Consider the following 20042-nt stretch of genomic DNA (forward strand, 5'->3'; position numbering starts at 1 on the left):
TCGGAGGATAATAATGACGAGAAAATTGGCGAGAGATGAAATGTTTGAAAAAATGCTTATAGAAAAGAAGCGCAAGATGTGGAATGAATTGAGGGATGAGATTTTTAATAAGCTGGGCAAGGAATACCATAAGCAGTTTGATAGTCCGCAGGATTTGGAGGAGCAGTCTCTTATTGATTTGGTAGAGGATACAGGCCTTGCCGTTGCTGACATGCGGCGTGAAGAGCTTACAAAAATGGACGAGGCAATCGCAAGACTTGAGGCCGGAACTTACGGGATATGCGAGGGCTGTGGGGCAGAGATAGATGAGGGAAGATTAAAGGTTGTTCCTTTAACGTCTTATTGTGTCACCTGTCAGGCAAAGAAGGAAGGGAAAAAGCCAACACTGTAGACTGCTTACTGAATGTTCCAGACATCCTGCACCAAACTCCATGAAATAGGCCAACTCCGGTAAAAGATAGGGTTTGTATGAAGTTAAAAACCGGAAGCCGTGAAACAAAAGCCAGCATGAAAACAGGGCGTCAAATATCTTCCGGCGGTGTGGTCTTTCGCAGGGTAAACAGTAGGACTGAAGTTGCGCTCATTGCCGTAAAAGAAGGTAAAGTGTGGTGTCTGCCAAAGGGATTGGTGGAAGAGGGCGAAAACATTGCCGGAACTGCCCACCGTGAGGTGAATGAAGAGACCGGATTGGACGGTAAGATTATAAAGCTCATTGACCACATCCAATATTTTTATGCGCACAAAGAGGCGGAAGAGACAAAACGGTTTTTCAAGATAGTCTATTTTTTCCTGATGGAATATACCCAAGGGGATGTGAAAAATCATGACAGCGAAGTCAATGACTGCCGATGGTTTCCCATTGATGATGCAATAAAGATGGTTGAATATAAGGGCGAGAAAGAGATTTTGAAAAAGGCAAGGAGAATGATTGCAGTATAACTCTTGAATTCAGTGACGTCAGTCTACTGGAGCGGCTTGTTAGACACTATCTATTCTCTTTTTAATCAAATCAGGGCTTCTTTTGCCATGAATTACAGCCAGAACAATTATTCTTTCTTTTTCAACGAGGTAGATTATTTTGTAAGGAAATCTTTTGATGAGGTGTTTCCTTGTCCCTTTATATTCAGGCGCATGGATTTCCGGTTTTCTTTCTATGAATCTTAAACCTACATCAACCCGTAAAAGAAAGTCATATCCCAACCCAAGCCTGTTATCCTCATACCATGAAAATGCTTCCTTCAGGTCGTTTTCGGCTTCAGGTCTGATTATGACTTTGTATTTCATTGTTTAGCTGCTATCCTTTTGTAAACATCTTCCCACGGAGAGCCTAAATCGGGGTTTCTATGATATGCCTCCAATCGTTCATCAATTATCTTTTTTTCCTCTGCTGTTAATTCGATAGCCTCCGGTTCAGCGGCTATTGTATCCCAGATGTCCTCTACGAGCTGAATTCTTTCAGGTATTGACAATGCAAGGGTGTCTGTTGCTGTTATCTGTTTCATGGTTTATGCCTCCTGTTTTATCTTAAATTTGCACCGAACTATCCGATTATGTCGTAATGACAAGAAAGTAGACCTGATACCTTCTATGTATGACCCTCTATGTATTCCTGTTTTTTTCCTAATGTTCTTTGAACTTATTGATTACGAAATCATGGTTTTTTTGTAGTTCTGTTGGCGTCCATTGGTTGTATGTAGTCAGTATGCGAACTGAGTTAGGAAATGTTTCAATATTCGACTTGAAATACTTTTCTTTCTTTTCTTTAAAATCATAACGGCCTTGGGAAGTATTCTTTTTTCTGCTCATGAGTACTAGATTCCCAAGTAGATGTGTCATTGAGTCCCTTTCTATATCAGTGAAATCTTTACACCATTGGCTGTTGGTTATCGGAGTTTGTGGCAATATGTGCTCAATGCTTATTTGCTCTGAGCCTGACTTCTTCTCAGAATGGCTTTGGAATAAATAATCAAGCTTAAGTAGAATGTACTTAGCCCATTTTCTTCCATATACCTTGCCTTCTAAATTCCTGAAATACGATTTGGTGTCGAAGTTAAAAACATTAGAAGCAATAACCTCATCCGATGTTGCGGAGGATTCAATTTTCTTGAGTATCGTATTCATATTTTCGATTCTGGAGGTAGGCGTTTCTTGTGCGATCCAATCACCAGAAAATTTGTTATCAAGCTTTTTCAGAAATTCCAAAATACCTTTTGTTTTGAATTTGTCATAATAGGCCAAGAGTGGCGGGATCCAATCCGATGCCTCGAATCCAGACTGCATAACTACAAGTAGATTATCAAAAGCCCAACTGTTGCATATATCATAATTGTTTTTCGAGAAAAGAGTAGAGTGATGTTCTTTGAATCGCTTGATATATTCAAGGGTCTCCTTTCCTTTTTGCAGGAGCGGCTTCTTATCCTTTCCTTGCGGTTCGTAAATTTTATCCTCAAACTCCTTTAATAGGTTTAGTCTTGCCTTATCTTTTACGAGAAGAGTTCTGATAAAAGACAAAAATCTATCAAAGTCGTCACCGAACTCGTTTTCAGTCTCAACCCAGAATTCACCGAATTTTTCCTGCTCACGAGCATCTTTTATTTGACCTAGATTAATTGCTTTAAGTATATCGCTATTCCGCAGTGGAATCCCACGCGCATTAAGAACAGTAAAAAGCCTGAATGCATCTTCAAGATCTTCAGTAGAAACATATATCATAAGAACATAGTTCAAGAGGAACTGGAAAAACTTGTCGACACCGATTTTGTTGTCATTGTTGAAATATTTATGGATCTGAAGGATCGCACTCGCCATGTTCGATACGGAAACATCCCCTCCATTTTTCGCGTATTTTTCCAAGTCATCATGTTTTAATGTGCCTTTTAAAGCCATAACGTACTTCTCCATAAACTCCTGCACTTGTGGGCGAGCGGATATGATTCTCAAGCGTTCTGGAGTATTGGTATATGGATTCTTTTCCTGATAAACAAATTTGTGACAAGTGGTCCGTAGAATATCATCCTTAGCAAGGTCTCTTATTACAGCCATTAGAATAAGCAAGGATGTAAGACGTTGTTGGCCATCAAGCAAATCATTCTCGGGGAAATAAATGCCCTTATCTGGAACCGCTGGTCTATTCTGAAAAACTATAGATCCGACAAAGTATTGGCTGGTTGGATTGTTTTCTGCTGCATAGGCAATATCATCCAGCAGATCACTGATCTCCTCATTTCCCCAAACGTAAGGTCGCTGATATACCGGAATCGTAAACCACATATCGAAAACCTTTTTAACAAGGATCTTCTCACTCTTAATTTCACTCATCTTGGTCTCCTTAACAGGTATAGTTTAAGCGGGTAATGGGGTCTTGAAATGCCAAAGTCTTGCAATATCATTTTTCATACTTTTCCTCCTATCAACAAAATAAAAACGGTGACAGCTATCATTTATTGCCTTTCTGAAATTGCCCACAAGACTATTTTGCACTTTATGAATTGTTATCGGCATTTTTATATCCACACGCATTTTTAAATCAATTTTAGGCCAACCTCTGCGGAGAGTCAAGGAAAAATCCGGGAAAATTTTCTTTGTAAATTATATTATGTGCGATATAATCCTATGTTCTCAAGCAAGAGTTTGCAAACGAGAAAACGAAAATAAAAAAGAAAGGAATTTGAACATCAATGCTTAAAGTCAGCGGTTTGGAAAAGACGTACGGTTCGCAGGCGCTTTTTGATAATGTGAGTTTTGTCATGAATCCCGGCGAGCGCATCGGATTGGTCGGCAGGAACGGGCACGGCAAAACTACGCTCTTCAGGATGATACTTGGAGAGGAAGAGCCGGACGCGGGTGTTATCAGCGTTCCGAATTATTACACCATCGGGCATCTTTCCCAGCATATCCGTTTTACCGAGGATACGGTTCTGAAAGAAGGCTGCCTCAGCCTTCCGGTTTCGGAGGATGGAATTGATGAAAGCTATAAGGTGGAAACCATTCTTATGGGTCTTGGGTTTTCTGTGGATGATTTTAATCGAAATCCGGCCGAATTCTCCGGCGGTTACCAAGTCAGGCTAAATCTTGCCAAGGCGTTAGTCTCTGAGCCTAACCTCCTCCTTCTCGACGAACCGACCAATTATCTGGACATTATATCCGTGCGATGGCTGACGCGGTTTCTCCGTAATTGGAAAGGCGAGCTTATGCTTATCACGCATGACCGTGATTTTATGGACAGTGTAACAACACACACTATGGGTATACACCGCTTCAAGGTGAGAAAGATTGCAGGGCCTACGCAGAAACTGTATGAGCAGATATTGCAGGAAGAAGAGATACATGAGAAGACCCGCTTGAATGATCAAAAAAAGCGAAGTGAGGTTGAGGATTTTATCAACCGTTTCAGGGCTAAGGCTACCAAGGCAAGCGCTGTCCAGTCGAGGATAAAGGCCCTTGCAAAGATGGACAAGTTGGAAAAATTATCAGAAATAAGAACCCTTGATTTTTCATTCAGGGCCGCGCCATTTCCTGGTAAATGGCTGATGAATGCTGAGAATTTATCGTTTTCATATAATAAGGACGAACCGCCGCTTATCAACGGTTTCAACATAGCTGTTGGAAAAAATGACAGGATTGGAATTATAGGCAAAAACGGAAAAGGTAAAACTACTCTTCTGAATATGCTTGCAGGCGAGTTCCCTCCTCAGACAGGAGAAGTCAAACACAATCAAAACTTAGCTATTGCCTATTTCGGCCAGACAAATATTAACCGGCTTAATGGCAAAAGAACCATAGAGCAGGAGATAATGGATGTGCATCCGGACTGTAACAGAGGTATTGCGCGGAAAATTTGCGGAATTATGATGTTTAGCGGCGACAATGCACTTAAAAAGATAGAGGTGCTTTCAGGTGGTGAAAAGAGCAGGGTTTTGTTGGGTAAACTGCTTGTAAGCCCGTCAAATCTGCTTCTTTTGGATGAGCCTACCAATCATCTTGATATGGATTCCATTGATTCGCTTGTTGAGGCGATTGAGGCTTTTGACGGCGGGACAATAATTGTAACACACAGTGAACTGGTACTGAATGCCTTGGCAACAAGGCTTATTGTATTTGACGGCGGCAAAGTTGGTGTGTTTGAGGGAACATATCAGGAATTTTTGGATCAGGTGGGATGGGAAAATGAGAGAGAAACCGAAGAAAATAAGCCGAGCAGCAGGCAGAGCAAGAATATAAACAGGAAAGAGTTGCGCAGGCTAAGGGCGCAATTAAATGAGAGCCGTTCAAAGACTCTCGGCCCTTTGCAAAAAACGATTGCGGAAATGGAAAAAAATATCATGCTTCTGGAAAAGGAAGTAGAGGCAGATAGCCACGCGCTTGTTGAGGCTTCGGAAAAGGGTGACGGCGAGGCAATATCCAAATTATCAATTGCCATTCACGGATTAAACACGAAGATTGAAAAACAATTTAAAGCGTTAGAATCTGTGACTGCGGAGTATGACGCTAAAACAAAAGAGTTTGAGGAAAAGATGGCTGAGTTGCAGTAGCATGGCTGACGGTGATTTATGCCGACAGACTTGTGGATATAATCATGGACGGCATTGCCGATATCGGAGGCGATGAGTTGCAGGCTGAAAAAAGATTTGAGGAGATAGTCAGAACATATCCACAATACGGCAAAAATGAGCAAACCCTGAATCGGTATCTCAACTATCACAACGAGATTCAGATATTGATGGCACATGCCAAAGGAAATTCCAGCAGATGAGAGCCAGCCCTTTCGCCTTACTTTGCACCACAGGCCTGTTCGCCATATTCAGTTCCACTATTTCCAAAAGCCCTGTGCTGCCGCTTTTTGCGAGCTATCTCGGAGCAGACCCGGCAAGGGTAGGCATGGTTGCCGCTGTATCCGCCTTTACCGGCGTAGTTGCGAGCATACCGGCGGGGATGCTCTCTGACAGATGGGGAAGGAAGAAGATGCTCATCTTATCAGCAGTTGCCTTTTCCTCCGCGCCATTCCTTTATCTCTTTGTTACCAATATCTATCAGCTTGCAGCAATCAGGTTCTATCACGGGTTGGCTACTGCCATATTTGTGCCTGTTGCAACAGCCCTTGTCTCTGACCTCTTTCACCATGAGAGGGGTGAGAAAATCGGATGGTTCTCCACATCCACCCTTGTCGGCAGATTTATGGCGCCAATCGTTGGCGGATCTATCATTGGAACGTTGGCCTTGAATCCGGGTATGAGCTATAAGATTGTGTATCTGGTATGCGGAGCAGCAGGTATAATAGTCCTGTTTCTCACCATAAAAATACAGCATACTGCTGAACACGAAAGCAAAAGGCAATCGTGGAGCGAAACGGCAGGAGCATTTAAGACAGCAATATCCGACAGGAACATTCTCATAACCAGCATGATGGAGGCATCAATCCTGTTTTCATACGGAACTTTTGAAACATTTTTGCCGCTCTATTCTATAGAAAGAGGCATGAGTGCATATGAAATCGGTATATTCCTCTCCGCACAAGTGATAACACTGGCATTAACCAAACCGCTTATGGGGAAATTCTCTGACAGACACGGGAGAAAGCCGCAAATACTTGCAGGCGCCATAATCGGCGCAGTCTGCATCGGAACTTTCCCCTTTTTTAAATCATTTATACCGCTCCTCGCGCTGAGCATATTATTCGGACTCAGCCTCTCCGTGGTAACATCTGCAACATCAGCCTTTATCGCTGATTTGAGTAAAAAGGAAAACCGCGGCTCTGCAATGGGTGTTTTAGGATCAATCATGGACATAGGCCATACAACAGGCCCCCTTATTGCTGGGATAGTCGCCGCTTATTTTGGATTTGCCAGGTCATTTATAACGGCATCTTTGGTGATTATCGTATCCGCAGTTATCTTCGCAACAACTCTTGAGCGGAAACAATCTGGTTTTTAAGCGCTCTCAATTTTTCTCTTGTCATTTTATCCTATATTTGGTTATTTACCCAGTTAGAAATATATGCTTAAATAAAATAGTATCAACACATGAAAATTTCTAACGGGGCTTACCTTTCATGCAAATCACAAAAGACATTATCTTCCAGCACGGTCTTACAGACGACGAATATCAGAGGATTTTGAAGGCTCTCAGAAGGGAGCCTAATCTTCTTGAACTTGGCATATTCTCAGTAATGTGGAGCGAGCATTGCTCGTATAAATCATCTAAAATTCATCTGAAAAATTTCCCCACAACAGGCAAGCATGTACTGCAGGGCCCAGGTGAAAACGCAGGCATTGTTGATATCGGCGACGGCATGGCGGTTGCCTTCAAGATGGAGTCGCACAACCATCCATCCTATATTGAGCCGTATCAGGGCGCTGCCACAGGCGTGGGCGGCATACTACGAGATGTATTTACAATGGGCGCAAGACCTATCGCATCTTTAAACTCCTTAAGGTTTGGCTCCTTTGACCATCCAAAGACAAGATATTTATTAAACGGCGTTGTGGCAGGGATTGCAGGCTACGGTAATTGCATGGGCGTGCCTACTGTCGGAGGAGAAATCTATTTTCATGAATCGTACAATGGCAACTGTCTTGTAAATGCTATGACCGTCGGCATCATGGAGAGTAATAGAATTTTTAAAGGAATAGCAAAGGGCGTTGGAAATCCAGTCATATATGTCGGTTCTAAGACAGGCAGGGACGGAATACACGGCGCAACAATGGCATCGGATGTATTTGGTGAAGGCGGCGAAGAGAGACGGCCAACTGTTCAGGTCGGAGATCCATTTACAGAGAAACTTTTGCTTGAGGCATGTCTTGAGGTATTTAAGACAGACTATATTGTCGGCATACAGGATATGGGCGCAGCAGGCCTTACATCATCATCCGTAGAAATGGCATCCCGCGGCGGCACAGGCATTGACTTAGATGTGTCGCTTGTCCCAAGACGCGAAGAGGGAATGACACCGTATGAGGTCATGCTTTCAGAGTCTCAGGAACGGATGCTCATGGTTATAAGGCAAGGATGCGAGGGCAAGGTAAAGGAGATTTTCCACAAATGGGACTTGGAAGCGGTTGTCATAGGCGTTGTCACAAACAGCGGGCTTCTGCGCGTTGCGGAAGGGAATGATATCGTTGCCATGCTCCCTGTAAAGCCTCTGACTGATAATGCACCTGTATATAAAAGGCCGGTAAAGAGACCTGAGTGGCAGGATGATGTTAAGACCCTTGACCTTAAAAATATACCTGAACCCAAGAATTACAATGAAACATTATTAAAACTCCTTTCTTCTCCGAATATTGCAAGCAAGGAATGGATATATCGGCAATATGACCACATGGTAAGAACAGATACAGTGGTTTTGCCGGGTTCCGATGCGGCTGTTTTAAGGATAAAAGGCACAAAAAAGGCCTTGGCCATGACTACCGACTGCAACAGCCGTTATTGCTATCTTGATCCGTTCACCGGCGGCGCTATTGCTGTTGCAGAGGCGGCAAGGAATCTTGTGTGCTCCGGCGCAAAACCCATTGCCCTTACAGACTGCCTGAATTTCGGCAACCCTGAAAGGCCTGAGATCATGTGGCAGTTTGAGCAGGCTGTTCTGGGTATAAGCGAGGCATGCAAAAAAATTAGCATACCGGTAATAGGCGGAAATGTAAGCCTTTATAATGAGACATCAGGCACTGCTATATATCCTACACCCACCATAGGCATGGTGGGTTTGATAGAAGATATAAGTCTTCATGCTTCTCAATGGTTTAAAAGAGAAGGTGATGTCGTGGTTTTGTTAGGCGAAACAAAAGAAGAGCTTGGCGGAAGCGAATATCTTAAGGTTATCCATAAACTTGACAAAGGAAGGCCGCCGCATCTGGATTTAGGTTTTGAGGCAAGGGTTCAAGATGCTTGTTTAAGTGCAATACAGAGTGGTATAATAAAATCCGCTCACGACTGTTCAGAGGGCGGGCTGGCAGTTGCGTTGGCAGAATGCTGCATATCATCCTCCATGTCATTTGTCGGTGCGAAGATTACATTGCCTGCTTATACTATGAGGAGAGACGCACTGCTTTTTGGTGAAAGTCAGTCAAGGATTGTTGTCAGCGTAGCCAAAGAAGATATTTCGGTATTTATGTCCATTGCTGAGAAGCATGACGCGCCGGCGATTGTTATTGGAAAGGTTGGTGGTGAAAGGCTTAAGATAGATGGGTTGATTGATATACCTGTTGATGAATTGAAGGCAACATGGAGAGGCTCGCTTGAGAGGCTGTTAAAGGGGTAGATATGTTTGACAAATACAAAGACGAGTGCGGCGTGTTCGGCATATTCGGCCATACAGAGGCTGCGAATATGACATATCTCGGCCTTTATGCGCTTCAGCACAGAGGCCAGGAGAGCGCCGGGATTGTCTCGTCTGACGGAAAAGAGCTTTATTCCCAAAAAGCAATGGGCCTTGTGGCTGATATATTCAGCGAGGATGTTTTAAAAAAACTCCCGGGTCAGGCTGCTATAGGTCATGTGCGCTATTCTACAACAGGCGACAGCCATCTCAAAAATGCCCAGCCGTTTGTTATTGACTATTCCAGAGGCGCAATAGCTGTTGCCCATAATGGAAATCTGGTTAATGCCCGGATTTTGCGGGATGAGTTGGAGGCATACGGCTCCATATTTCAGTCAAGCACGGATACGGAAGTTCTTGTCCATCTCATTGCCCAATCCAAAGCCAATACCCTGACAGACAGGATTGCCGACAGCCTGAAACGGGTAAGAGGCGCATACTCCCTTGTATTTCTTACAGGGACTCAGATGGTTGCTGTCCGCGACCCGAGCGGCTTCAGGCCGCTTGCCCTCGGCAGGCTGAAAGACGGATGGGTGGTTGCCTCTGAGACATGCGCATTTGACCTGATTGAGGCGGAATATGTCAGGGATATTGAACCCGGCGAAATACTTCTTATTGACAAGCTTGGCCCGAGGTCATTCAAGCCATTTGACAAAGTTCCATATACGCCATGCATATTTGAATTTATCTATTTTGCAAGACCTGACAGCAATATATTCGGGGCAAATGTATATGCTGTGAGAAAAAATTTTGGAAGGGAACTTGCCATAGAGAATCCTATAGATGCGGATATTGTTATTCCTGTTCCAGACTCAGGCGTTCCTGCTGCAATAGGGTTTGCAGAAGAATCTAACATACTGTTTCAAATGGGCTTAATCAGAAGCCACTATGTGGGCAGGACATTTATAGAGCCAAAGGACGCCATAAGGCACTTCGGCGTAAAAATAAAACTTAATGCGGTAAAAGAACTGCTTAAAGGCAAAAAAGTTGTTGTGATAGACGACTCCATTGTCCGGGGCACTACCAGCAGAAAGATTGTAAAGATGATAAGAGACGCAGGGGCAAAAGAGGTGCATATGATGATTAGTTCCCCGCCCACTGTCTGCCCATGCTACTACGGAATAGACACGCCCACCAAGAATGAGCTTATCGCCTCCTCCCATAATATAGATGAAATAACCAAATACATTACAGCAGACACCCTCAGATATTTAAGCATAGAAGGCCTGTATAAGGCCGTTGCCGATGCAGGCGGAAATTTTTGCGACGCCTGTTTTACCGGAAAATATCCTATAGAATTCCCGACCGAGGGCAGGGAGCCGCAGTTGGCGCTGTTTAAGTAGTTGCGGACATTTATGTCCGCCGAATGGCCGACCTAAAGGTCGGCAATTACGTGGAAATGTAGCCGCGAACCTTTAGGTTCGCCAAAACTGCCGACCATAAAGGTCGGCAACTACGAAAAAATGTAGTTGCGGACATTTATGTCCGCTAATATTAGAAGACAAAAATGCTATTCCCAAAAGTTCCAAGACTTAAAAAGTTTGATTATAAAGGTCCTTACGCATATTTCATTACCATTTGCACCAATTTTAAGAACCAGTATTTCGTTGAGAAGGAAACTGTTGAAGCGGTATTAAGTCTTTTGAAAGGTTGTGCATCTGATTACAGGTTTAAAATATTTGCCTATTGTTTTATGCCAGACCATCTTCATATCCTATTACAGGGAGAAGAAGATTCTTCTTTAAAAGAATTCATGAGGATATTCAAACAAAAGACAGAATGGTGTTTTAAGAAGAATAGACAAAAAGCACTGTGGCAAAAAAGCTATTATGACCATGTTGTGCGAAAGGATGAGGCTATTGAGGGAATCAGCCGATATATATTAGGAAACCCTGTTAGAAAAGGGATGGTCAATGATTTTAGAGATTATCCATTTTCAGGTTCAATGATTTTTGATATAAATAAAATGTAGTTGCGGACATTTATGTCCGCCGAATGGCCGACCATAAAGGTCGGCAACTACGTGGAGAATGTAGCCGCTAACCTTTATGTTCGCCAAAACTGCCGACCATAAAGGTCGGCGACTACAAAAGAATAATTAAAACAGGAGACGCATTATGAAAAGGATATTTGGATATTTTTTAATTTTGAGTGTGCTTATTTTGCTTGCAGGGTGTGCAACAACAACGCCATTAATGAGTGCGATAGAAAGGGGTAATATTAATGCGGTAAAAGAATTGCTAAATAAGGGCGCTGATGTTAATGAAAAAGACAGTGGTGGCTGGACTCCTTTGCTGGGGGCGGCATATTGGGGCAACACAGAGGCTGCAAAGCTCTTAATAGACAAAGGCGCTGATGTTAATGCAACAAACAATCGTGGCTGGACTCCTTTGCTGAGGGCCGCATTGATGGGTAATACAGAAATTGCAAAGCTCCTTATAGAAAAAGGTGCTAACATAGATAAGGCTCTTGCAGCTATGGAGATAACTGCTATCGATATCGAGTACCCCCTCCACGCGGCAGAGGCAAAGGCTGGCATTAAATTTCTTGAGAGGCTTAAACCAAAGCAGGAAGTTGCAAGCCAGCCATCTCAAGGCATCTCAAAAGAAGAACTCAAGACCATTGTGCAGGCTGCTGTTGAAGGCGCTAAGACCCAAAAACAAGAATCCAAGTCTCCTTCCGTACAATCAGACATTGACAAGCCTTCGTTCAATACAGCAGAAAAAATTATGGGAGACAACGACCTCGCAGTGATTATCGGCATAGAAGGGTATCAGGGTATTCCAAAGTCAGATTATTCTTACGACGATGCAAATCTTGTGGGTGATTATGCAAAGGCCATGGGCTTTAAGCCGAGAAACATAGAACTGCTTTTGGAGGAAAGGGCAACTAAATCGGCCATTGAAAAGATTATAAAGACATGGCTGCCTAACAAGGCAAAGCCCGACAGCAGGGTGTTTATCTACTATTCAGGACACGGTGCGCCTGAGCCAAAGACAGGAGACGCTTATATTGTTCCGTTTGACGGAGACCCGAACTATCTCTCTGATACAGGGTATCCTCTCAAGAGTCTTTATGACAGCCTCGGCAAATTGCAGGTTGCAGAGGTGACGGTTGTGCTTGACGCATGCTTCTCAGGAGCAGGAGGAAGGTCTGTTCTTGCAAAAGGCTCAAGGCCGTTGGTTATGATGGCAGATGTGTCTGTCCTTTCATCAAACATGGCAGTTCTTTCGGCAACACAAGGGACGCAGATTTCCACATCATCAACCGAGAAAGGGCATGGCGTGTTTACATACTATTTCTTGAAAGCTTTAAAAGACGGCAAAAAACGATTGCAGAGATTTACGAATACATAAAGCCTTTGGTTGAAGACGAGGCAAAGCAGATGAATGTCCAGCAAAGCCCGAGCATAAATCCTGATGTTGAGAAATTAAAGGGACGGTTTGGGTTGAGGAAGTGAAGAGTTAAGGGGAGTTGTATTGAGATAGGTTGACACCCTAATGTAGTGTTACCAACGCTTCTTTACTTATAGATATTTTGCTCATAATAGATTGGACGGAAGCAGTCCAAGCGAATATTTTAGGGTTCTGATTATGAGACTCTATGTATTGTTTGATAACCTTAATAAGTTCTTTCAGATTTTTAAAAGATCCACGGCGGATTCTTTTTCTTGATATCTCGGCAAACCATCTTTCTACCATGTTTAACCAAGAGCTGGATGTTGGGATAAAATGAAGATAGAAACGTGGATGTCGTTGTAGCCATCTCTGAACCCGTGGATGTTTGTGTGTACCATAGTTATCAACTATTAAATGGAGATCCAGGTCTAATGGAGTTTTTGTATCTATAATTTGCAGGAATCTGATAAATTCCTGATGTCTGTGGCGCGGCATGCAATCTCCAATTACCGTGCCATCGAGCATGTTTAATGCTGCGAATAATGTTGTTGTGCCATGGCGGGTATAATCATGAGTTTGTCTTGCAGGAATGCCAGGCCGCAGAGGAAGTAATGGTTGTGTTCTTTCGAGCGCTTGAATCTGACTTTTTTCGTCTACACATAAAACAAGCGCTTTGTCCGGGGGGTTCAGGTAAAGCCCGACAACATCATAAAGTTTTTCGAGGAATCGTTTGTCCCGGCTGAGTTTAAATGTCTCGACCAAATGAGGTTTTAAGTTGTGTTCTTTCCATATTCGTTGCACGGTTGCATTGCTGACTCTTTGTTCTTTGGCCATGGTTCTGGTGCTCCAGTGGGTCGCATCAGGAGGCGTTGTGTGTAAAGTGGCATTTACAATAGCCCTAACTTTCTTGTGGCTTACCCTTGGAATACGTCCTGGCCTGGGGGCGTCTTTCGTAAGCCCAGCCAATCGAAGAGCCAAAAAACGTTCCCGCCACAATTGTACGGTAGGGCGGGAAATTTTAAGCATCGCCGAGATTTCTTGATTTTCGTACTTATTGGATGCCATTTGAATTATCCGAGATCTTTGAACAATACGAAAGGGCATCTTTTTACTCTTTGCCCATGCGTCTATTGTAAACCGCTCTTTTTCTGTCAATATAATGGTTTCTGCTACTCTACACATAAAACCATTATACATAATATTTTATATAAGTAAAGTTATTTATGTAACACTACACTAATGATGTAAGATATAAGATGTAGTCGGAGGTGAGGATTATGGAAACGTCAAAGCACAGAACACAGATATCTCTTGAAGACTGGCAGTATCAGGTGCTGCAAGAAATGTCAAAAAAGACAAAGAAAAGTCTTTCCGGCATCATCAGGGATTTGATAAGAGAAAAATTCTCAAAAGAGACTTTAAAAACAAAAGAAGATGCTCTCTGGGGCATAATAGGTCTTGGCGCAGGCAATGGTTCTCCTGTGGCACGTGAACACGACAGATTCCTTTATGCAAAAAGGATGAAGAAATGAAAAGGTTATTTGTTGATACAGGGGCTTGGTATGCCCTCGTTGACAAGAACTACCCTGACCATAAAAGCGCCGAACATTTTTTGAGAAACAATAAAATTCCGCTTCTAACAACAAATTTTGTATTTGATGAGACCATTACACTAATCCGAAGCCGCCTTGGATGGAACATCTCTAAGGATTTTGGGCAAAAACTCAAGCATAGCAAATTTGCAAGCATTGTTGCAGTAAAATATGAGGATGAAGAAAAGGCATGGGAGATTTTCCTGAAATACAAAGATAAGGATTTCAGCTATACGGATTGCACAAGTTTTGCGGTGATGCAGAGATTGAAGATGGATACGGCATTTTCTTTTGACAGCCATTTTCAGATAATGAGGTTTCAGGTAATGCCCGCATAATTTTTTTCAGGAGGTGCATTATGAAAAGGATATTAGATAAATATTGGAAGTGTCCCCCAATTATTCTTTCACGCATAGCGGGGGGTTGCCTTTTACTGGGCTGGCTCTTTGCTGGCTGTGTCAGTCTTCCCGAGCATCAAGACCCGTTGGCCGGCTTGAGGCCGGATGCGTCCGCTCAAAATACCTTCAAGAACCTGACCGTTGGCATCATTTTATCGGAGAATTCCAAGAAAACCGCCGAATACATGGAGAGGTGGCAGAAAACGTTTCGAGTTCCTGTCAATATAGAAGCAATCTTCGGAGAAGTCATAGCCGCATTGCAAAGGAATTTCAAATCAGCGGTGCGGTTGGACACGATCGAGGATGCCCGGGCTGCTCCTACGGATCTGACGGCGGTGATCGACATCACAGCGAAAATGCCCGGTAGCATCTTTGAGGAGAATTGGTTCAACGCCAGCGTGGTCTTGTTGGCTCCGGACCAAACACGGATAGATACGGTTACTGGCCGAATAGATAGATTCATCGTCCCCGACGGGACAAGAGAGATGGACGGTCTGCGCAAGGGTGCAGCTGAAGCGAGCCTCAAATTAGAGAACGCGCTGCTGTCCTCCAAAAAGGCCGCGGCTTTCGCTCTTGCAAAATCGAACGCCCCCAAGGCGGCGATAGCTCAGACATTTGCACCCCAAGCGGCTCCCGAACACAAAGTGACTTCGTCTGATGTCGACGAACTTCCTGCAATAAAAGCAAAACCCAACAAAAACTCCTATGCCATTGTAATTGGCATTGAACAATACCGTCAGAAACTTCCAAAGGCTGATTTTGCGACACATGACGCACAGACAATGACCGAATATCTAACAAAGGTGATGGGTTATCCAGAGGAGAATGTTGTTACGCTAATAAATGAACATGCTGCAAAGAGCGATTTTGAAAAATACTTTGAGAAATGGCTGCCGAATAATGCAGAGAAAGACGGCACAGTCTTTATATACTACTCAGGACACGGAGCACCTAACCCAAAGACAGGGGATGCATTTCTTGTGCCTTATGACGGAGACCCGGCATTTATTGACCAGACAGGATATTCTCTGAAAAGGCTTTATGACAATCTTGGAAAACTTCAGGCAAAAGAAATCATAGTTGCCCTTGATTCGTGTTTTTCAGGCGCAGGCGGAAGGAGCGTAATAGCGAAAGGCGCAAGGCCGCTGGTTATGAATATGGAAAGCTTTACTATTCCTCAGAAGATATCAGTTCTTTCAGCCTCATCAGGAGACCAGATAAGTTCAACATACGAGGAAAAAGGGCATGGGCTGTTTACATACTTTATGTTGAAGGGAATCAAAGGAGAAGGCGATACAAATGGAGATGGGACAGTAGAGATAAGAGAACTATTCAATTACATCAAACCACAGGTAGAGCGGATTGCAAGAAAGGTCTATAACAACGAACAATCTCCGCAGTTGATTGCGCCATCGGAAAAGCAGGAGATGTTTTTGATAGAAAAGACAAAATGAAACATCCATGACCTTCGGTCACAAGGGAACATGAAAATTAACCCCACCCTCACCTTAATCCTCTCCCTGAGGGAGAGGAAACTTTTTCGTTCCCTCCCCTTCAAGGGGAGGGTTAGGGTGGGGATGGGGTAAAAGAGGTATTTTCAGATGAAAAAAATTGTCTTAATAATAATTCTACTCCTTATTCCACTCTTATCCCATGCCTCTGAAAACCCGGTCTGGGTAGAGGCTGACGGCGAGGCTGTCATGGGCGAGATTGAGACCCAGAAGGAGGTAAAAGAACGGGCAAAGATAGACGCTCAAAACAAGGCTGTTGCGGAGGCGGTTGGGACTTTTATAAAATCCCACACCCTTGTCTCAAACAGCCAACTTGCAGAGGATTTAATATATGCCTCTGTCAGGGGAAAGATTGAAAAAACTGAGATAATAAAAGAAGGATGGGATGAAAAAGATAGAAACCTTTACAAGGTCAAACTCAAAGCCCTTATCAAACCCGTATATCCCGAAAAAGGCGAGGGCATATCCATAAAACTCTCCCTTTCAAAAACAGATTTGAGAGAGGGCGATGAGGTAAAGATATTTTATCAGGCAAGCAGCGACTGTTATATCTATATCTTTTCAGTCGCAGCAGACGGTTCTGTGACGCTGCTTCTGCCCAATTCAATCAATGCTGATAACAGCGTCAAGGCAGGCAAGGGTTATCAGTTTCCTTCTGATGAAAGCAAAATAAAATTGCAGGCGCAGTTTCTGCCGGAGTATAAGGAAAAGACAGCAGAGGAGAAAATAAAGATTATCGCAACGAGGCAGAAAGAGGATATAATCCCATTAGGATTTCAGCAAGGATTTTTCAAGATGTATGACGCAAAATCCACAGGCATGATAAGCGATTTGGTAAAGAGGCTTAACCAGCTTGAGCCTGCTGATTGGGCAGAGGCAACCGCGGTGTATGTGCTGAAGAGGTAAAGGTATTTAAATTTACCAGTAGAAGGCGGATTATGAGAAAGATATTTGATAAATATGGGAAGTGTTCCCCCTTTATTCTTGTGAAAAGCAATTTCCTATCATTGAGGCGCAGTGCGCTTTGTCTGGCCGCGATGGGGTTGTTCTTCGGGGGCTGCTCCACGACTATCCACATGCGCTACCAGCCGAGTTCGGCGGCCCGACCGCTGGATCTCGATGTGAAGCCCCGTATTTTCTTGGACCAGGTCGAGGACCGCACCGGAGGAGGACAGATAGCCGGGCTGGGCGGGAGGGGAGGGTTCGTTCCCTCGATCTCCGAAAGCCTTCGGGAAGCTCTGGAGGTGGAATTCGGACGGCTGGGGATCCCTCTGGTCGCAAGCAGGGCCAAGGCAGATGCCGCCCTCAGCGTTGCGGTAACGATGGCCAGCACTCGCGGAACCCCGCAGGGTCTCACGGCGGACCTCGCCTCCATCCTCACCGTGAAAGGCTCCAGGGGCGAGAACCTTTGGGAGAACACTCTGCTCGGAAGCGGGATCAGCCAAGGCTACAACGTTTCACCGTGGGGCCCCGCCTTCACGGCGGCTCTGGCCGATCTGATGTCCAAGATAGGGCCGGTCTTCCAATCTCAGGACGTCGTCTCCAAGATACTGGCAGCTTCCTCTGTCTCCGCGGGCGACGCCGTCGGTCGAAAGGCGCGAGCCGAGCCGCCCGTCGTGCGTTCCGATGTTGACGAGCTTCCCTCAATAAAAGCAAAACCAAACAAAAACTCATACGCCATAGTCATCGGCATTGAGCAATATCGTCAGAAACTTCCCAAGGCTGATTTTGCGGTAGCTGATGCAAAGACAATGACAGAATATCTCACAAAGGTAATGGGCTATCCAGAAGAGAATGTTGTAACGCTTACAAATGAACACGCTGCAAAGAGCGATTTTGAGAAATACTTTGAAAAGTGCTTGCCTAACAATGTAGAAAAGGATGGTTCTGTATTTATCTACTATTCAGGACACGGTGCGCCGAATGTGAAGACAGGGGACGCCTTCTTAGTGCCTTATGACGGAGACCCGTCATTCATTGCCGAGACCGGATATTCTTTAAAAAGACTCTATGAAGCCCTCGGAAAACTCCCGGCAAAAGAAATCATCGTTGCACTTGATTCGTGTTTTTCAGGCGCAGGGGGGAAATCTGTCATTGCAAAAGGAGCGAGGCCGCTTGTAATGACAATGGAAAGTTTAGCAATCCCTTCAAAAGTAGGAGTCCTTTCTGCCTCATCAGGAGATCAGATAAGTTCCACATATGAAGAAAAAGGGCATGGATTATTTACATACTTTATGCTCAAAGGCTTAAAAGGCGATGGCGATGTCAATGGAGATGGAAAAGTTGAATTAGGAGAACTGTTTAACTATATCAAGCCGCAGGTGGAGCGCATTGCCAGAAAAACTTATAATAATGAACAGTCGCCGCAACTAATTGCGCCGAATGAATTGATGAAACAGAAACTAATGGAAAAATGAGAAAAATAACAATGTAGATGCGGACATTTATGTCCGCCGAATGGCCGACCATAAAGGTCGGCGGCTACGGAAAAAAGGGAACAAATAATCTATGTCGATAGACCAACTAAAATCCCGCCTTCTTCAAATCATTAAAGAAAAATCTTATGAAAAAAAAGAGGTAACCCTTGCCTCAGGCAGAAAGAGCGATTTTTATATAGACTGCCGCCAGACAACCCTGCACCCTGAAGGGGCATATCTTGTTGGTAAAATCCTTTATGATATGGTAAAGGGATTAGACAGCGTCGTTGCGGCAGTGGGCGGTCCTACAATGGGCGCAGACCCGATTGCAACCGCCATAGCAGTTGTGAGCTGGCTTGAAGGCGATCCGCTTCCGGCCTTTATTGTAAGAAAAGAGCCAAAAAAACACGGGTTTGGTCAATGGATAGAGGGAAAGAAAAACCTTGCCAACGGCGCAAAGGTTGCTATAGTTGAGGATGTGGTAACAACAGGAGGTTCGTCTCTTTTGGCTGTAAAAATGGCTGAAGAAGAAGGATTAAAAGTTTGCGCTGTCTTTGCAATAGTTGACAGGGAAGAAGGAGGGGGAGAGAAGATACGAGAGGCTGGTTATGAGTTTAAGGCGATATTTACAAAAAGGGATGTTGTTGGAGGATAGGATGAGGAAAATTTCAAATTTCAAATTTCAAATTTCAAAATTTACAGGATTTTTATTTATGCTTTTACTCATCACTCTCAACTCATCACTCATAACTGTTTTTATAGGGTGTGCTGCAAAAAATGCGGATGTTGCGCAGCCTGCAAAGGATTATTTTACTGGTCTTCAGAGGATGACAAGACATGAAAAAGTCATAGACCGTCTTGAGAGCAAGCTGTTTGTGTATGCGACCTATAAAAGCCTTGCATTGAGAGAGGCGTACATTGACGAATATGCAAGGCGGTACAAGATGTATGATCACCAGAAGGATAGACTTGCCAAGGCAGAAGTGGAGATGGATGAGAAGTTTAACGAATTCTTCATTGCAGTATATACCCCCGAAGAGAGGTGGAATGATTTTAATACACCTGAATCTATATGGAAGATTTATCTGGAAGATGAAAAGGGTGACAGGGTCTCTCCTATCGAGATTAAAAAGGTGGATGTAAATAGCCCCATCATAAGAGAGTTTTATCCCTATCTTGATCTGTGGAGTTCGGGTTATGTCATAAGATTTCCAAAGTATATGGTAGGTGGAAAAGAACCGCTCCCCAAAAAGAATGCTAATTATTTCAGGCTTATAATTACAGGCGTCGTGGGAAGCGCGGCATTGGAATGGCAGCTAAAATAAGTGTCAGAGAGTCAAAGTGTCAGAGTATCAGAGTAAAAACTTTGACTCTGTGACTCTTTGGCGCTTTGACTCTTAAAATTGGAGGTTT

At 43.9% G+C, this 20042-nt stretch carries 20 protein-coding genes; 16 read left to right on the plus strand and 4 right to left on the minus strand.

The window, feature by feature from the left end; translation table 11 throughout:
* Positions 1-13: 13 nt before the first annotated feature.
* Positions 14-391 (plus strand): TraR/DksA C4-type zinc finger protein, encoded by a 378-nt coding sequence (locus Q8P28_01830; GenBank protein ID MDP2681533.1) that lies wholly within the window; start codon positions 14-16, stop codon positions 389-391.
* 77 nt (positions 392-468) lie between these two features.
* A complete protein-coding gene (locus Q8P28_01835; protein MDP2681534.1) occupies positions 469-939 on the plus strand; it encodes an NUDIX hydrolase in 471 nt (156 codons plus the stop codon).
* Positions 940-978: 39 nt separating this feature from the next.
* Here Q8P28_01835 and Q8P28_01840 read toward each other — a convergent pair whose 3' ends face one another.
* The 3 genes from Q8P28_01840 to Q8P28_01850 all read right to left on the minus strand — a co-directional run bounded on the left by Q8P28_01840 (position 979) and on the right by Q8P28_01850 (position 3318).
* Positions 979-1284, minus strand: coding sequence for a type II toxin-antitoxin system RelE/ParE family toxin (locus Q8P28_01840; protein MDP2681535.1), 306 nt, complete (start codon positions 1282-1284; stop codon positions 979-981).
* Positions 1281-1502 carry an addiction module protein gene (locus Q8P28_01845; GenBank protein MDP2681536.1) on the minus strand — a complete coding sequence of 74 codons (222 nt, stop codon included), beginning with the start codon at positions 1500-1502 and terminating at the stop codon, positions 1281-1283. Before Q8P28_01845 ends, Q8P28_01840 begins: the two co-directional genes overlap by 4 nt.
* Positions 1503-1620: 118 nt before the next feature.
* Positions 1621-3318 (minus strand): DUF262 domain-containing HNH endonuclease family protein, encoded by a 1698-nt coding sequence (locus tag Q8P28_01850; protein MDP2681537.1) that lies wholly within the window; start codon positions 3316-3318, stop codon positions 1621-1623.
* A gap of 359 nt (positions 3319-3677) precedes the next feature.
* Here Q8P28_01850 and Q8P28_01855 point away from each other — a divergent pair, with 359 nt between their 5' ends.
* The 7 genes from Q8P28_01855 to Q8P28_01885 all read left to right on the plus strand — a co-directional run bounded on the left by Q8P28_01855 (position 3678) and on the right by Q8P28_01885 (position 12669).
* Positions 3678-5531 carry an ATP-binding cassette domain-containing protein gene (locus tag Q8P28_01855; protein MDP2681538.1) on the plus strand — a complete coding sequence of 618 codons (1854 nt, stop codon included), beginning with the start codon at positions 3678-3680 and terminating at the stop codon, positions 5529-5531.
* Positions 5532-5542: 11 nt separating this feature from the next.
* Positions 5543-5752 (plus strand): hypothetical protein, encoded by a 210-nt coding sequence (locus tag Q8P28_01860; GenBank protein ID MDP2681539.1) that lies wholly within the window; start codon positions 5543-5545, stop codon positions 5750-5752.
* Positions 5749-6930, plus strand: a complete 1182-nt coding sequence (locus Q8P28_01865; GenBank protein ID MDP2681540.1) for an MFS transporter — start codon at positions 5749-5751, stop codon at positions 6928-6930. The genes Q8P28_01860 and Q8P28_01865 overlap by 4 nt, the downstream gene beginning before the upstream one ends.
* A 118-nt stretch (positions 6931-7048) precedes the next feature.
* Positions 7049-9256: a phosphoribosylformylglycinamidine synthase subunit PurL gene (purL, locus tag Q8P28_01870; GenBank protein MDP2681541.1), complete on the plus strand. Its 2208-nt coding sequence runs from the start codon at positions 7049-7051 to the stop codon at positions 9254-9256.
* Positions 9257-9258: 2 nt separating this feature from the next.
* Positions 9259-10656 carry an amidophosphoribosyltransferase gene (gene purF, locus Q8P28_01875; GenBank protein MDP2681542.1) on the plus strand — a complete coding sequence of 466 codons (1398 nt, stop codon included), beginning with the start codon at positions 9259-9261 and terminating at the stop codon, positions 10654-10656.
* Positions 10657-10820: 164 nt separating this feature from the next.
* A complete protein-coding gene (locus Q8P28_01880) occupies positions 10821-11285 on the plus strand; it encodes a transposase (GenBank protein MDP2681543.1) in 465 nt (154 codons plus the stop codon).
* 145 nt (positions 11286-11430) lie between these two features.
* Complete coding sequence (locus Q8P28_01885) at positions 11431-12669, plus strand: ankyrin repeat domain-containing protein (GenBank protein MDP2681544.1); 1239 nt, start codon at positions 11431-11433, stop codon at positions 12667-12669.
* A gap of 141 nt (positions 12670-12810) precedes the next feature.
* On the opposite strand, the gene Q8P28_01890 is transcribed toward Q8P28_01885, so the two are convergent.
* Positions 12811-13893: an IS630 family transposase gene (locus tag Q8P28_01890; GenBank protein ID MDP2681545.1), complete on the minus strand. Its 1083-nt coding sequence runs from the start codon at positions 13891-13893 to the stop codon at positions 12811-12813.
* A 95-nt stretch (positions 13894-13988) separates the two neighbouring features.
* Here Q8P28_01890 and Q8P28_01895 point away from each other — a divergent pair, with 95 nt between their 5' ends.
* The 7 genes from Q8P28_01895 to Q8P28_01925 all read left to right on the plus strand — a co-directional run bounded on the left by Q8P28_01895 (position 13989) and on the right by Q8P28_01925 (position 19954).
* A complete protein-coding gene (locus Q8P28_01895) occupies positions 13989-14243 on the plus strand; it encodes a ribbon-helix-helix protein, CopG family (protein MDP2681546.1) in 255 nt (84 codons plus the stop codon).
* Entirely contained in the window at positions 14240-14641 is a 402-nt protein-coding gene (locus Q8P28_01900) for a PIN domain-containing protein (GenBank protein MDP2681547.1), read from the plus strand. Before Q8P28_01895 ends, Q8P28_01900 begins: the two co-directional genes overlap by 4 nt.
* A gap of 20 nt (positions 14642-14661) precedes the next feature.
* Positions 14662-16155, plus strand: coding sequence for a caspase family protein (locus Q8P28_01905; protein MDP2681548.1), 1494 nt, complete (start codon positions 14662-14664; stop codon positions 16153-16155).
* 147 nt (positions 16156-16302) lie between these two features.
* Positions 16303-17118, plus strand: a complete 816-nt coding sequence (locus Q8P28_01910; protein ID MDP2681549.1) for a DUF4384 domain-containing protein — start codon at positions 16303-16305, stop codon at positions 17116-17118.
* Between the two features lie 233 nt (positions 17119-17351).
* Positions 17352-18629, plus strand: coding sequence for a caspase family protein (locus Q8P28_01915; protein ID MDP2681550.1), 1278 nt, complete (start codon positions 17352-17354; stop codon positions 18627-18629).
* A gap of 91 nt (positions 18630-18720) precedes the next feature.
* Complete coding sequence (gene pyrE, locus Q8P28_01920) at positions 18721-19284, plus strand: orotate phosphoribosyltransferase (protein ID MDP2681551.1); 564 nt, start codon at positions 18721-18723, stop codon at positions 19282-19284.
* A gap of 58 nt (positions 19285-19342) precedes the next feature.
* On the plus strand, positions 19343-19954 hold the full coding sequence (locus Q8P28_01925) for a hypothetical protein (GenBank protein ID MDP2681552.1): 612 nt from the start codon (positions 19343-19345) through the stop codon (positions 19952-19954).
* Positions 19955-20042 lie beyond the last annotated feature (88 nt).

The organism is Deltaproteobacteria bacterium (genome assembly GCA_030690165.1).
Classification (GTDB): Bacteria; Desulfobacterota; GWC2-55-46; order UBA9637; family UBA9637; genus JACRNJ01.

Coding starts and splice junctions, on each gene's coding strand:
- Q8P28_01905 (MDP2681548.1), top strand. CDS start 14,662: ATGAAAAGGATATTAGATAAATATTGGAAGTGTCCCCCAATTATTCTT.
- purL (MDP2681541.1), top strand. CDS start 7,049: ATGCAAATCACAAAAGACATTATCTTCCAGCACGGTCTTACAGACGAC.
- Q8P28_01865 (MDP2681540.1), top strand. CDS start 5,749: ATGAGAGCCAGCCCTTTCGCCTTACTTTGCACCACAGGCCTGTTCGCC.
- Q8P28_01925 (MDP2681552.1), top strand. CDS start 19,343: ATGCTTTTACTCATCACTCTCAACTCATCACTCATAACTGTTTTTATA.
- Q8P28_01855 (MDP2681538.1), top strand. CDS start 3,678: ATGCTTAAAGTCAGCGGTTTGGAAAAGACGTACGGTTCGCAGGCGCTT.
- Q8P28_01835 (MDP2681534.1), top strand. CDS start 469: ATGAAGTTAAAAACCGGAAGCCGTGAAACAAAAGCCAGCATGAAAACA.
- Q8P28_01850 (MDP2681537.1), bottom strand. CDS start 3,318: ATGAGTGAAATTAAGAGTGAGAAGATCCTTGTTAAAAAGGTTTTCGAT.
- Q8P28_01910 (MDP2681549.1), top strand. CDS start 16,303: ATGAAAAAAATTGTCTTAATAATAATTCTACTCCTTATTCCACTCTTA.
- pyrE (MDP2681551.1), top strand. CDS start 18,721: ATGTCGATAGACCAACTAAAATCCCGCCTTCTTCAAATCATTAAAGAA.
- Q8P28_01845 (MDP2681536.1), bottom strand. CDS start 1,502: ATGAAACAGATAACAGCAACAGACACCCTTGCATTGTCAATACCTGAA.
- purF (MDP2681542.1), top strand. CDS start 9,259: ATGTTTGACAAATACAAAGACGAGTGCGGCGTGTTCGGCATATTCGGC.
- Q8P28_01890 (MDP2681545.1), bottom strand. CDS start 13,893: ATGTGTAGAGTAGCAGAAACCATTATATTGACAGAAAAAGAGCGGTTT.
- Q8P28_01900 (MDP2681547.1), top strand. CDS start 14,240: ATGAAAAGGTTATTTGTTGATACAGGGGCTTGGTATGCCCTCGTTGAC.
- Q8P28_01885 (MDP2681544.1), top strand. CDS start 11,431: ATGAAAAGGATATTTGGATATTTTTTAATTTTGAGTGTGCTTATTTTG.
- Q8P28_01840 (MDP2681535.1), bottom strand. CDS start 1,284: ATGAAATACAAAGTCATAATCAGACCTGAAGCCGAAAACGACCTGAAG.
- Q8P28_01895 (MDP2681546.1), top strand. CDS start 13,989: ATGGAAACGTCAAAGCACAGAACACAGATATCTCTTGAAGACTGGCAG.
- Q8P28_01830 (MDP2681533.1), top strand. CDS start 14: ATGACGAGAAAATTGGCGAGAGATGAAATGTTTGAAAAAATGCTTATA.
- Q8P28_01880 (MDP2681543.1), top strand. CDS start 10,821: ATGCTATTCCCAAAAGTTCCAAGACTTAAAAAGTTTGATTATAAAGGT.